At 60.2% G+C, this 12,890-nt stretch carries 10 protein-coding genes; 5 read left to right on the top strand and 5 right to left on the bottom strand.

The annotated features are described in order from the left end of the window. Positions 1 to 52 precede the first annotated feature (52 nt). The 4 genes from tapB to AB5Y91_RS14740 form a co-directional block, all read right to left on the bottom strand. Positions 53 to 1,759 (bottom strand): PilB family type IVa pilus assembly ATPase TapB, encoded by a 1,707-nt coding sequence (tapB, locus tag AB5Y91_RS14755; RefSeq protein WP_368170147.1) that lies wholly within the window; start codon positions 1,757 to 1,759, stop codon positions 53 to 55. A gap of 3 nt (positions 1,760 to 1,762) precedes the next feature. Next, positions 1,763 to 2,212: a prepilin-type N-terminal cleavage/methylation domain-containing protein gene (locus tag AB5Y91_RS14750; protein ID WP_319863885.1), complete on the bottom strand. Its 450-nt coding sequence runs from the start codon at positions 2,210 to 2,212 to the stop codon at positions 1,763 to 1,765. A gap of 312 nt (positions 2,213 to 2,524) precedes the next feature. After that, a complete protein-coding gene (gene nadC / locus AB5Y91_RS14745; protein WP_368170146.1) occupies positions 2,525 to 3,388 on the bottom strand; it encodes a carboxylating nicotinate-nucleotide diphosphorylase in 864 nt (287 codons plus the stop codon). Between the two features lie 3 nt (positions 3,389 to 3,391). Next, complete coding sequence (locus AB5Y91_RS14740; RefSeq protein ID WP_368170145.1) at positions 3,392 to 3,862, bottom strand: TIGR02281 family clan AA aspartic protease; 471 nt, start codon at positions 3,860 to 3,862, stop codon at positions 3,392 to 3,394. Positions 3,863 to 3,998: 136 nt separating this feature from the next. Between AB5Y91_RS14740 and ampD the strand changes: the two genes are divergently transcribed. The 5 genes from ampD to lpdA all read left to right on the top strand — a co-directional run bounded on the left by ampD (position 3,999) and on the right by lpdA (position 11,990). After that, on the top strand, positions 3,999 to 4,571 hold the full coding sequence (gene ampD / locus AB5Y91_RS14735) for a 1,6-anhydro-N-acetylmuramyl-L-alanine amidase AmpD (RefSeq protein WP_368170144.1): 573 nt from the start codon (positions 3,999 to 4,001) through the stop codon (positions 4,569 to 4,571). Between the two features lie 275 nt (positions 4,572 to 4,846). Then, positions 4,847 to 5,611 carry a pyruvate dehydrogenase complex transcriptional repressor PdhR gene (pdhR, locus tag AB5Y91_RS14730; protein ID WP_106885661.1) on the top strand — a complete coding sequence of 255 codons (765 nt, stop codon included), beginning with the start codon at positions 4,847 to 4,849 and terminating at the stop codon, positions 5,609 to 5,611. Between the two features lie 79 nt (positions 5,612 to 5,690). Beyond that, positions 5,691 to 8,351 carry a pyruvate dehydrogenase (acetyl-transferring), homodimeric type gene (gene aceE / locus AB5Y91_RS14725; RefSeq protein ID WP_033132345.1) on the top strand — a complete coding sequence of 887 codons (2,661 nt, stop codon included), beginning with the start codon at positions 5,691 to 5,693 and terminating at the stop codon, positions 8,349 to 8,351. A gap of 165 nt (positions 8,352 to 8,516) precedes the next feature. Next, the gene (gene aceF / locus AB5Y91_RS14720) at positions 8,517 to 10,409 is read left to right on the top strand and encodes a pyruvate dehydrogenase complex dihydrolipoyllysine-residue acetyltransferase (RefSeq protein ID WP_368170143.1); all 1,893 of its coding nucleotides are present in this window, start codon (positions 8,517 to 8,519) and stop codon (positions 10,407 to 10,409) included. A gap of 153 nt (positions 10,410 to 10,562) precedes the next feature. Continuing rightward, positions 10,563 to 11,990 (top strand): dihydrolipoyl dehydrogenase, encoded by a 1,428-nt coding sequence (gene lpdA, locus AB5Y91_RS14715; protein WP_106885664.1) that lies wholly within the window; start codon positions 10,563 to 10,565, stop codon positions 11,988 to 11,990. A gap of 219 nt (positions 11,991 to 12,209) precedes the next feature. On the opposite strand, the gene AB5Y91_RS14710 is transcribed toward lpdA, so the two are convergent. Beyond that, a partial coding sequence (locus tag AB5Y91_RS14710; RefSeq protein WP_368170142.1) for a methyl-accepting chemotaxis protein occupies positions 12,210 to 12,890 on the bottom strand: 681 nt, incomplete at its 5' end.

Here is a 12,890-nt window from a genome sequence, read left to right as displayed (position 1 = left end):
AAAGGGTGACTGCATGGGCCTCACCCGGCTTGATGACTCGAACACTGCGTATTCAGTTCGTGGTGATCCTGTTGATCTCGGCCAGGCTGGTGACCCCCAGGCGAGCCTTCTCCAGGCCGGAGGTGCGCAGGGTGCGCATGCCCTCCTTCTGGGCTATGGCGGCGATTTGCAGCGAGTTGGCTCCCTGCATGATCAGCTTGGCAATGTTGTCCGACATCAGCATGATTTCATAGATGCCGACTCGTCCTTTGTAGCCTCCCGAACACTCCTTGCAGCCGACCGGCTTGAACAGTCGCAGTCCGGCGGCCAGCTGCTGCTGGGTAAAGCCCAGCTCCTGCAGTTCGGCGTCGGGCACCACCTCGGGCGCCTTGCAGTGATCGCACAGCTTGCGGGCGAGACGCTGGGCCATGATCAGGGTCACCGAGGAGGCGATGTTGAAGGCGGGGACCCCCATGTTCATCATCCGGGTCAGGGTCTCGGCCGCCGAGTTGGTGTGCAGGGTTGATAGTACCAAGTGACCGGTCTGGGCGGCCTTGATGGCAATCTCGGCGGTTTCCAGATCCCGTATTTCCCCCACCATGACGATGTCGGGATCCTGGCGCAGGAAGGAGCGCAGGGCGCTGGCGAAGGTGAGCCCCGCCTTGGGATTGATCTGCACCTGGTTGACGCCGGGCAGGTTGATCTCCACCGGGTCCTCGGCGGTGGAGATGTTGACCTCGCTGGTATTGAGAATGTTGAGACCTGTATAGAGCGACACCGTCTTGCCCGAGCCCGTGGGGCCCGTGACCAGTATCATGCCCTGTGGCTTGGAGAGTGCATGCAGGTATTGCGCCTTCTGGCGATCGTCGAAGCCAAGCTGATCGAGGTTGAGGCGGGCTGCCGACGAGTCCAGCAAGCGGATGACTATCTTCTCCCCCCACATGGTGGGCAGGGTGTTGACCCGCATGTCCATGGATCTGCTGCGTGAGATCTTCAGCTTGATCCGTCCATCCTGGGGCAGGCGTCGCTCGGCGATATCGAGTCTCGCCATCACCTTGAGACGGGCCGCGAAACGGTTCGCCAGATTGACCGGTGGGGTCGCGACTTCATGCAGTATGCCGTCGATCCGGAAGCGGATCCTGTACTTGGTCTCATAGGGTTCGAAATGCAGGTCGGATGCGCCACGCTTGATGGCATCCATCATGATTTTATGGATGTATTTGACTATGGGGGCATCGTCGTCGGCAGTATTGACGCTCTCGTCGAGGCGCGAACCCTCATCGGACACCTCGAGCTCCGAGATCTCGGCCTCGTCGATGTGATCCATGCCCAGGGTGTCCTGCTCGGTGTCCATCAGCTTGCCGAGGGCGGCGGTGAGCTTGCTCTCCTCGACCAGCAAGGCTTCAGTGTGCAGGCCGAAGCTGAAGCCGAAATCCTCCAGGGCCGACACATTGGTCGGGTCCGACATGGCGATATAGAGGGTGTGGCCCTGGGTGTAGATGGGCAGCACATGATGTTTCTCGATAAGCTTCTGATTGAGGTACTTCTGCGGGATCTCGGCCAGGTCGAAGGCGGCAAGATCCAGCAGAGGTACCCCATATTCCAGCTCGCAGAAATCCGCCAGCGCTTTGCTGTCGAGGATGTCGTTCTCGATCAGGAAGGTGACAAAGGGCTTGCGCTGCGCCCTGGCCTGGCTCAGATAGCGTTGTGAATCCGGCTCGCTGAGGAGGGAAGAGGCGGCCAGGCTGGTCGCCAGGCCGCTATTGAGGCTAGAGGTCATGCGTTAGCACATGCCATCGGTTTTACATGATCCAGATACAACCCAAGTAACCTGCTTCGTGGTCGCATTGGCAGTACCAATTAGTGAATATGTTGAAGCTGTACCAAAGGTCGCAGCGGTGCCTGTGGCGGTGATAGTTACCCCAACAGCGCCGCTTGCGCTATTTGTTGAGGCATCAACAGAAGTAATGTTCGTCGTATCAAAGGCACCTGAGACTGCGGCATCACCCGCAGAGGCGCATGTACCCATAAGGGCGGCATTAACCGCATCTGTGGAGCCCTGCACGCAGACTTCGACAGCCGTTTTGGCTGGACCTGTGGCTGCAATAACTTCTGAAAATTTTGCTCGTTTGGTATAGGTCTGATACGCCGGCAACGCGATGGCGGCCAGAATGGCGACGATCGCAACGACTATCATCAATTCGATTAGCGTAAACCCTGACTGTCTTTTCATGTCAAATATCCTTTTGTCCATGGTTCCTGAAAAGTGCTGGTGGAAATCTATCCACACTCCAGCATCTTATCCGAGCGCTTCGGGTTGGCAACAGAGGCAGGGCCCTTGTTAACCACTTTTCTGTCATTTAGTGAAAATGATAGCAAAATCAAGGATTAAATGGTCTCCAATGACGCTTCTCAAGATTGGGGAGGGCCCATCTTCACACTCCTTATGTCGTGGGATCCTGCATATAGAAAAGGCGCCGATGGCGCCTTTTGCAAGTTTCGAGCCCTGTAATATTTTTGGGCCAGGTGGACTCGTTCTGCTCGCTCAGCTTTCGATGAAGCGCATCGACAGGTCCAGCGCCCGCACGTGCTTGGTCAGTGCTCCCACCGAGATAAAGTCGACGCCGGTGGCGGCATAATCGGCCAGCGTCTCCAGAGTGACGTTGCCGGAGACCTCCAGCCTGGCGCGGCCCAGGTTCAGACGCACGGCTTCCTTCATCATGGGCACGTCAAAGTTGTCCAGCATCACTATGTCAGCCTGGGCGGTCAGCGCCTGCTCCAGCTCGGCCAGGGATTCGACCTCCACTTCCACCGGTTTGCCCGGGTTGAGGCGGCGCGCTTCTGTGATGGCTTCCCGGATGCCGCCGCAGGCGAGGATGTGGTTCTCCTTGATGAGGTAGGCATCAAACAGACCGATACGGTGGTTTTTGCCGCCGCCGCAGGTGACGGCATATTTCTGGGCGCTGCGCAAGCCGGGCAGGGTCTTGCGGGTGTCGAGCAGGCGACACTCGGTCCCTTCCAGCTCGGCCACGTAGCGGGCGGTCAGGGTGGCGACCCCGGACAGGGTCTGCACGAAGTTCAGGGCATTGCGCTCGCCGGTCAGCAGCGCCCGGGCCGGGCCGTGGAGGCGGAACAGCTCCTGATTGGGGGAGAGGCGCTCACCATCCTGAACCCTCCACTCAACCTTGACCTCGCCGCCGAGCTGGGCAAACACCTCGTCGACCCAGGGCTGGCCGCAGAATACGCCGGCCTCGCGAGTGATGACGCGCGCCGTCGAGATGCGATCGGCCGGGATCAACTGGGCCGTGATATCGGCGCTGGCATCCGGTTGATCCAGTGCGGTGAGGGCATCGCCCAAGTCTTCGAGTAGTGCGGCGCGCACGGCGCGGCTGATGTCCTGTTGTAACATGCCTTATTCCTGCAAGGGTCTGAGAAGCAACTGCCTGTCTTTCTGACGTAATTCCAGCCGGCCCAGGGCATTCATGCCCACCAGGATCTCCTCCCCGTCGGCAGCCGGATTGATAAAGACGGACAAATCGTACAGGGTCAGTGGGCCCATCGCCAGGCTTTCGATCCGGCCCGTCTCGACCTGGAGCTGGCCCGCAGCCGTATTGACCCGGCTGCGACCGGTGGTGACGAGGCCGAGGCGTGACGCCACCTGGCTCGGTATGGTTACCCGGGTGGCTCCCGTGTCCAGCAGCAGTTGCACCGGCTGGTCGTTGATGGCACCCTCCAGACGATAGTGACCACTGGCATCGGCCTTGAGCAGCAGCTCCCCGCTGGCGGTCACGCTAGGTTTGGCGCTGGAGTAGAAGTAAAGGGTCAGCAGACCCAGCAGTGAGAGCCAGGCCAGCAGCCAGAGACGGCGTGCCATCGGGTGCATATGGGGTCCAGTGCCTTGCAAGTGATGGCTCAGCCTAACACAGCTTTACCCATGGATTCAGAGGCTTGTTTCCGGTTTCTTGCGGCGGCGGGCACAGTCCATGACGTCCCTCTCCCCATTGTGAGTCGAGTAGACGATGACTGAACCCACAACCATTTTTTCCATCGATCGCGCAGGGTGGTGTGAACAGGCCCGCAGGGTGCCTTCGCCCCATCACAATGAACGGATCGGTCCGCACGACATCTCCCTGCTGGTGATACACGGCATCAGCCTGCCACCGGGAGAATTTGGCGGCCCCTGGATCGACGATCTGTTTCTCGGTCGCCTCGATCCCGACGCCCACCCTTACTTTGCCGGCATTCATCAACTGAGGGTTTCGGCCCACTGTCTGATCCGGCGCGACGGTGAGCTGGTGCAATATGTGCCGTTCACTGCGCGAGCCTGGCATGCGGGAGTATCGAGCTGGGAGGGGCGGGAGGCGTGCAACGACTTCTCCATCGGCATCGAGCTGGAAGGAACCGACGAGCTGCCGTACAGCGATGCGCAGTATGAGGTGCTGGCAAGCCTCAGTCGGGCCATTTCTGATCAGTATCCCGAGGTGACGGCATCACGCATCGTCGGCCATTGTGACATAGCGCCGGGCCGCAAGACGGATCCTGGCACCAGTTTCGAATGGCAGCGATATCGCGGAATGCTCAACTTTGAGTAAAAAATCCAAACATTAGTTTGTGTTTTTAAAATCAATGGCTTGCCTTTTGGGTGAGCCATTTTTCATGCTGTTGGCCAAATGTTATCTGTGAGCAAGCTCATAAATATTGGTCAGACCATTTTCTATGAGCTATATCATGATTTCGCTTTTTTACCCCTAAAGTGGCAAGCATCGTTCTTGATGCAGATCATATTTTGGGTGGACTTTTTCCAAGCCCTCTGCTAATTTTCGCCCCAATCATAGAATTGGTAATACCAATTTAACAAAGTAGCCTCATGCCCTATATCAAGATAACTCAGCCCAAGCTGGCCGACGCCATAGTCGCCGAGCTGGAAAGCATGATTCTGGAAGGCAGCTTGCAGCCGGGGCAGAAGCTGCCCCCCGAGCGGGAACTCGCCATCCAGTTTCAGGTGTCGCGGCCTTCCCTGCGCGAAGCCATCCAGCGTCTGGAAGCGAGGGGACTCTTGTATCGCCGTCAGGGCGGTGGCACCTATGTACAGAATGCCTTGAGCAAGGGGATCGCCGATCCCCTGTTCGAACTGCTCAGTACCCACCCGGAAGCCCAGTATGACCTGCTGGAGTTTCGTCACGCGCTGGAAGGCATCTGTGCCTACTATGCCGCGCTGCGGGGGACTGAGGCCGACTTCGAGCGGATCCGTCTGGCGCAGTCCGCCATCGAAGAGGCGGGTCAGCAGGGGTCGCTGGTGGTCGAGTCGACCGCCGTCACCCAGTTCTATCTGGCGGTGGCGGAGGCGTCCCACAACGTGGTGCTGCTGCACCTGCTGCGGGCCATGGGCCCCATGCTCGAACAGAACATTTTACGAAATAACGAGATTTTGAATCGCCGTCCGGGAGTGGTAGCCAAGATCCGTCGCCATCGTGCGAGCCTGATCGAGGCTATCCTGTCGGGGGCTCCGGAGCGGGCCAGGGCTGCTTGTCATGAGCATCTGGCCTTTATCGAGGACACCTTGTTGGATATGCAGAGGGAAGACAGCCGGATCCAGCGATCCATGCGTCGGATCCGTCAGCAGGATAACTAATCCCACAAGGCTCTATTGTCGAATGCTTGCGCCCTTCGCCGTGCAATGCCGTGCAATCACAACAAAATAGGAACCAGCCATGTCTGATATCCTGAAGAACGATGTGGACCCGATAGAAACGCTGGAGTGGCTTGCCTCTCTGGAATCCCTGCTGCGTGAAGAGGGTCCGCAACGCGCTCAGTTCATCCTTGAACAGCTTACTGAGAAGGCACGCGTTAGCGGTGTTGACGTGGCTGAGAAGGCGAATCGCGACTACATCAACACCATTCCTGCCAGCGACGAACCGGCTTACCCGGGCGACCTGGAGATGGAACGTCGCATCCGCGCCATCATCCGCTGGAATGCCATGATGATAGTGCTGCGCGCCTCCAAGAAAGACCTGGACCTCGGTGGTCACATGTCTTCCTTCGCCTCTTCCGCGACCATCTACGAAGTCTGCTACAACCACTTCTTCCGCGCTCGCAGCGAGAAGGACGGTGGCGATCTGGTCTACTTCCAGGGTCACATCTCCCCGGGCATCTACGCCCGTGCATTCGCCGAAGGTCGTCTGACCGAAGAGCAGCTGGACAACTTCCGTCAGGAAGTGGACGGCAAGGGCATTCCTTCCTACCCGCACCCGAAACTGATGCCGGACTTCTGGCAGTTCCCGACCGTTTCCATGGGTCTGGGCCCCATCGCCGCCATCTATCAGGCTCGCTTCCTGAAGTACCTGACCGACCGTGGTATCAAGGATTGCTCCGAGCAGACCGTGTACGCCTTCCTGGGTGACGGCGAGATGGACGAGCCGGAAGCCAAGGGCGCCCTGACCGTTGCCGTGCGTGAAAAGCTCGACAACCTGGTCTTCGTGGTCAACTGCAACCTGCAGCGTCTGGACGGTCCTGTTGTCGGCAACGGCAAGGTCATCAACGAGCTGGAAGGTCTGTTCGCAGGCGCCGGCTGGGATGTCACCAAGGTCATCTGGGGTCGCAAGTGGGATGAGCTGCTGAAGAAAGACACTTCCGGCAAGCTGATCCAGCTGATGAACGAAACCGTGGATGGCGACTATCAGACCATGAAGTCCCGCGACGGCGCTTACGTCCGTGAGCAGTTCTTCAACCGTTATCCGGAAACTGCCGCCCTGGTCAAAGACATGACCGACGAGGAGATCTTCGCCCTGAACCGCGGTGGTCACGACCCCCGTAAATTGTTCGCCGCCTTCTCCAAGGCCGCAGCGACCAAGGGCAAGCCGACCGTCATCCTGGCCAAGACCATCAAGGGTTATGGCATGGGCGAAGCGGCCGAAGGCAAGAACATCGCTCACCAGGTCAAGAAGATGGATCTGGGCTCAGTTCGTCACCTGCGCGATCGTTTCAGCCTGCCGGTCACCGACGAGCAGCTGGAAGAGTTGCCGTACCTGAAGATCGAAGAAGGTACCGAAGAGCACAAGTACCTGCACGCTCGCCGTGCCGCGCTGAAGGGCTATGTACCGACCCGTCTGCGCGAGAGCACCACCAAGCTGGAAATCCCGGCTCTGGATGCCTTCGGCCCGCTGCTGGGTGAGCAGGCGCGCGAGATCTCCACCACAATGGCGTTCGTGCGTTCCCTGAACGTGCTGCTGAAAGACAAGTCTATCGGCAAGCGCATCGTTCCGATCCTGGCCGACGAAGCCCGTACCTTCGGTATGGAAGGTCTGTTCCGTCAGATCGGCATCTACAGCCCGCACGGTCAGCAGTACACCCCGCAAGACCGCGACATCGTCTCCTATTACAAGGAAGACAAGCAGGGTCAGGTTCTGCAAGACGGCATCAACGAGCTGGGCGCCATGTCCTCCTGGCTGGCTGCTGCGACCTCTTACAGCACCAACGATTGCCCGATGATCCCGTTCTACATCTACTACTCCATGTTCGGCTTCCAGCGGATCGGCGACATGGCGTGGGCAGCCGGTGACCAGCAAGCCCGTGGCTTCCTGCTGGGCGCGACCTCCGGTCGTACCACCCTCAACGGTGAAGGTCTGCAGCACGAAGATGGTCACAGCCACATCCTGGCCGGCACCATCCCGAACTGCATCTCCTACGATCCGTCCTACGCCTATGAAGTGGCGGTGATCGTGCAGGACGGCCTGCGCCGCATGTACGGTGAGAAGCCGGAGAACGTCTTCTACTACATCACCACTCTCAATGAAAATTATGCGATGCCGGCCATGCCGGAAGGCGCCGAGGAAGGTATCCGCAAGGGTATCTACAAGCTGGAATCCGTGGCCGGTAACAAGGCCAAGGTACAGCTGCTGGGTTGTGGCTCCATCCTGGGCCACGTCCGTACCGCCGCCCAGATCCTGGCGAGCGAATACGGCGTGGGTTCCGACGTGTTCAGCGTGACCTCCTTCAACGAGCTGGCTCGTGATGGTCAGGACGCCGATCGCTGGAACATGCTGCACCCGACTGCGGCCGCCCGTGTGCCCTACATCACCTCGGTACTGGGTTCCGAAGCCACCATAGCCGCGACCGACTACATGAAGTCCTTCGCCGAGCAGGTGCGTGCCTTCGTGCCGACCGAGAACTACCGTGTACTGGGTACCGATGGTTATGGCCGTTCCGACAGCCGTGCCAACCTGCGTCGTCACTTCGAAGTGAACGAGTTCTATGTCGTCGTTGCTGCCCTGACCGAACTGGCCAAGCGCGGTGAGATCGACAAGCAGGTTGTGGCCGACGCCATCGCCAAGTACGGCATCGATGCCGACAAGGTTAACCCGCTGTACGCGTAAGAGGATTGAGCGCCCTGTCCGGACTTGCGTGCCGGACAGGGCCTTGCCCAGGTTAATGCGACATAAGGGTAAGAGGACATACAGGGTCCGGACGGCAACAACGAGCCGGAACCTGCTCTTGCCAAGGTTAACGCGATAAACGTACGCGTAAGAGGATAAAGCACAATGTCCAAACAGATTATGGTGCCGGATATCGGTGCCGATGAAGTTGAAGTGACCGAGATCATGGTCGCCGTGGGTGACAAGGTCGAGCTCGACCAGTCCCTGATTGCCGTGGAAGGTGACAAGGCCTCCATGGAAGTCCCGGCTCCGGCCGCGGGTATCGTCAAAGAGATCCTGATCAAGGTGGGTGACAAGGTTGCCACCGGTTCCCAGATCATGATCTTCGAAGCGGAAGGCGCTGCCGCCGCCGCTCCGGCTCAGGCTGCCGCTCCGGTTGCCGCCGCACCGGCTGCCCCTGTTGCTGCCGCTGCCAAAGACGTGCACGTACCTGACATAGGTGACGACGAAGTCGAAGTGACCGAGATCATGGTTGCCGTGGGCGACATGGTTGAAGCCGACCAGTCCATCATCGCCGTGGAAGGTGACAAGGCCTCCATGGAAGTGCCGGCGCCGTTCGCGGGCCGCGTGGTCGAGATCAAGGTCGCCGCCGGCGCCAAGGTCTCTACCGGTTCCCTGGTGATGGTATTCGAAGTGGCTGGCGCTGCGCCTGCTGCTGTGGCTGCTCCGGCTCAAGCCGCCGCTCCCGTGGCTGCTGCCCCGGTTGCCGCCGCTGCCAAAGAGGTCAACGTACCTGACATCGGCGGTGACGAAGTGGAAGTCACCGAGATCATGGTCGCCGTGGGTGACAAGGTCGAAGCCGACCAGTCCCTGATCGCCGTGGAAGGTGACAAGGCCTCCATGGAAGTCCCTGCACCGTTCGCCGGTGTGGTCAAGGAGATCAAGGTGAAGGCGGGTGACAAGGTCTCCACCGGTTCCCTGATCATGGTGTTCGAAGTGGCTGGTGCTGCCCCTGCCGCCGCCCCGGTTGCCCAGGCTGCTGCCCCCGTTGCCTCACCTGTTGCTGCCGCTGCGCCGGTTGCTCAGGCTGCTGCCCCGGCTGCCGCTGCCTCCGACTTCGTCGCCAACGATGCCTATGTTCACGCCTCCCCGGCGGTTCGTCGTCTGGCTCGCGAGTTCGGCGTCAACCTGGCCAAGGTGAAGGCCTCCGGTCGCAAGGGTCGCATCGTCAAAGAAGACGTGCAGGCTTACGTGAAGGATGCGGTCAAGCGCGCCGAGTCCGCTCCTGCTGCCGGTACCGGTAATGGCAACGGCATGAACGTGCTGCCATGGCCGAAGGTAGACTTCAGCAAGTTCGGTCCGGTCGAAGAGCTGGAACTGACCCGGATCCAGAAGATCTCCGGTCCTGCCCTGCACCGCAACTGGGCCATGATCCCTCATGTCACCCAGTTCGACGAAGCCGATACCACGGATCTGGAAGCCTTCCGCAAAGAGCAGAACATGCTGGCCGAGAAGCAGAAGCTGGATGTGAAGATCACCCCGCTGGTGTTCATCCTGAAAGCCGCCGCCAAGGCCCTGGAAGCGCACCCGCGCTTCTGCAGCGCCCTGTCCGAAGACGGCAGCAAGCTGATCATGAAGAAGTACATCCACATCGGTGTGGCGGTTGACACTCCGGGGGGCCTGGTCGTACCGGTCGTTCGCGACGTCAACAAGAAGGGCATCTATGAGCTGTCCCGCGATCTCGCCGAGATCTCCAAGAAGGCCCGTGCCGGCAAGCTGACCGCTGCCGACATGCAGGGCGGTTGCTTCACCATCTCCAGCCTGGGTGGCATCGGCGGTACCAGCTTTACCCCGATCGTCAACGCGCCGGAAGTGGCCATCCTGGGCGTTTCCAAGTCCGAGATGAAGCCGAAGTGGAACGGCAAGGAGTTCGTGCCGCGTCTGATGCTGCCGCTGGCACTGAGCTATGACCACCGCGTCATCGACGGCGCCGACGGTGCTCGCTTCGTCACCACCCTGAGTGGTGTGCTGTCCGACATTCGTCGACTGGTTCTGTAAATGTAAATGAGAGGGCGAGCACAGAGCTCGCCCTTTTCACTTCTCATTTCATTAACAAAATTATAAACTTGCCCCGTTTTTTTCACGGCTGCAGCCGCCTTCTTTGGCATAAGACTGTGCTGTCCGGGGATATAGAACGACAAAGAGGTCATGATGAGTAAAGAAATCAAAACTCAGGTCGTAGTACTGGGTGCTGGCCCTGCCGGTTATTCCGCTGCTTTCCGTGCCGCCGATCTGGGTCTGGATACCGTTATCGTCGAGCGCTACTCCACCCTGGGTGGCGTCTGCCTGAACGTGGGCTGCATCCCCTCCAAGGCGCTGCTGCACGTTGCCAAAGTGATCGAAGAAGCCAAGGCGCTGGCCGAGCACGGCATCGTCTTCGGTGCCCCGCAGACCGACATCGACAAGGTGCGTCTGTGGAAAGAGAAGGTCATCAACCAGCTGACCGGCGGTCTGGCCGGCATGGCCAAGATGCGTAAAGTCCAGGTTGTGAACGGCTTCGGCAAGTTCACCGGCCCGAACACCCTCGAGGTAGAAGGCGCCGACGGCAAGACCACAGTGACCTTCGACAACGCCATCATCGCGGCCGGTTCCCGTCCGGTGAAGCTGCCCTTCATCCCCCACGATGACCCCCGCGTCTGGGATTCAACCGATGCGCTGGAACTGACCACAGTACCGGGCAAGCTGCTGGTTATCGGCGGCGGCATCATCGGCCTGGAGATGGGGACCGTTTACTCCTCCCTGGGTTCCGAGATCGACGTGGTGGAATTTGCCGATCAGCTGGTACCGGCTGCCGACAAAGACATCGTCAAGATCTACACCAAGCGCGTTGCCAAGAAATTCAACATCATGCTGGAGACCAAGGTCACCGCAGTTGAAGCCCGTGAAGACGGACTGTACGTCTCCTACGAAGGCAAGCACGCCCCGGCCGAACCGGTTCGCTACGACAACGTGCTGGTCGCGGTCGGTCGTGTGCCGAACGGCAAGCTGATGGACGCCGAGAAAGCCGGTGTTGCCGTCAACGAGCGCGGTTTCATCGAAGTGGACAAGCAGCTGCGTACCAACGTGGCCCACATCCACGCCATCGGTGACATCGTCGGTCAGCCGATGCTGGCCCACAAGGGTGTGCACGAAGGCCACGTGGCGGCCGAAGTCATCGCCGGCAAGAAGCACTACTTCGACCCGAAAGTGATCCCGTCCATCGCCTACACAGAGCCAGAGATGGCTTGGGTCGGTCTGACCGAGAAGGAAGCCAAGCAACAGGGCCTGAACTTCGAAGTCGCCACCTTCCCCTGGGCTGCCTCCGGCCGCGCCATCGCCTCCGATTGCGCCGACGGCATGACCAAGCTGATCTTCGACAAGGACAGCAACCGCGTCATCGGTGGTGCCATCGTCGGTACCAACGGTGGTGAGCTGCTGGGTGAGATCGGTCTGGCCATCGAGATGGGTGCCGACGCCGAAGATCTGGCGCTGACCATCCACGCTCACCCGACTCTGCACGAGTCCGTGGGCCTGGCAGCCGAAGTGTTCGAAGGTTCCATCACCGACCTGCCGAACGCCAAGGCCAAGAAGAAGAAGTAAGTCTCTTCTCTCCGCCAAGATGAAAAGCCGCTCTTCGGAGCGGCTTTTTTGTGGCTGTTGCGCGGGGTCTTCCCGGATTCGGCGGGGAGTACCATGGCACCACAGTGCCTCCGGCCCTGTGCTTGTTTGCCAGGAGATGAGACAGGCAGGCGGGTCGCCGTTGAAACCACAGGGCGCGTCGTGACGCTCCCTGTGGTTGGTCTGAGGGGAAGGGGAAGACTAGAGGCGGAAGTTGCCGACCAGCTTGTCGAGCTCGCCGGAGAGCTGCTGCAGACTGCGGCTGGACGCGGTCAGCTGGTGGGCTATGTCGGCTGTCTCTGTGGTGAGCTGGTTGATGTCCTCCACGTTGCGGTTGATCTCGCCCACCACGCTGGATTGCTCCTCGGTGGCGGTGGCGACCTGGATGTTCATGTCGCTGATCTGGGTGATGTGGGCGGTGATCTGGCCGAGCGCCCCGTTGGCGGCATCGGCCTGGGTCACCACTTCCAGACTCTGGTTGCGGCCCTGGGCCATGGCGCTGACGGCGCGGGCGCTCTGCTCCTGGAGGCGGTTGATCATGCCCTGGATCTCGGCGGTGGAGGCGGCGGAGCGGCTGGCGAGGTTGCGCACCTCGTCGGCCACCACGGCGAAGCCGCGGCCCTGTTCACCGGCGCGGGCGGCCTCGATGGCGGCGTTCAGTGCCAGCAGGTTGGTCTGCTCCGAGATGCTGCGGATGGTGTCGAGTATGCTGCCGATGGAGTCGGTCTGGCTCGCCAGGGATTCGATGACCCCGGCCACCTGCTCGATCTCACCGGAGAGACCGACTATGCCGTGGCGGGCCTGCGCCACCACGACCGCACCCGCATCGGCTTGATCGTTGGCCTGTTTGGCCACATCGGCGGCTAGCGACGCATTGCCGGC

The sequence above is a fragment of the Aeromonas sp. R4-3 genome, from assembly GCF_040908275.1.
Classification (GTDB): Bacteria; Pseudomonadota; Gammaproteobacteria; order Enterobacterales; family Aeromonadaceae; genus Aeromonas; species Aeromonas rivipollensis.
Note: the sequence above shows the minus strand (reverse complement) of the source record. Positions and strands in the feature narration are given on the sequence as shown.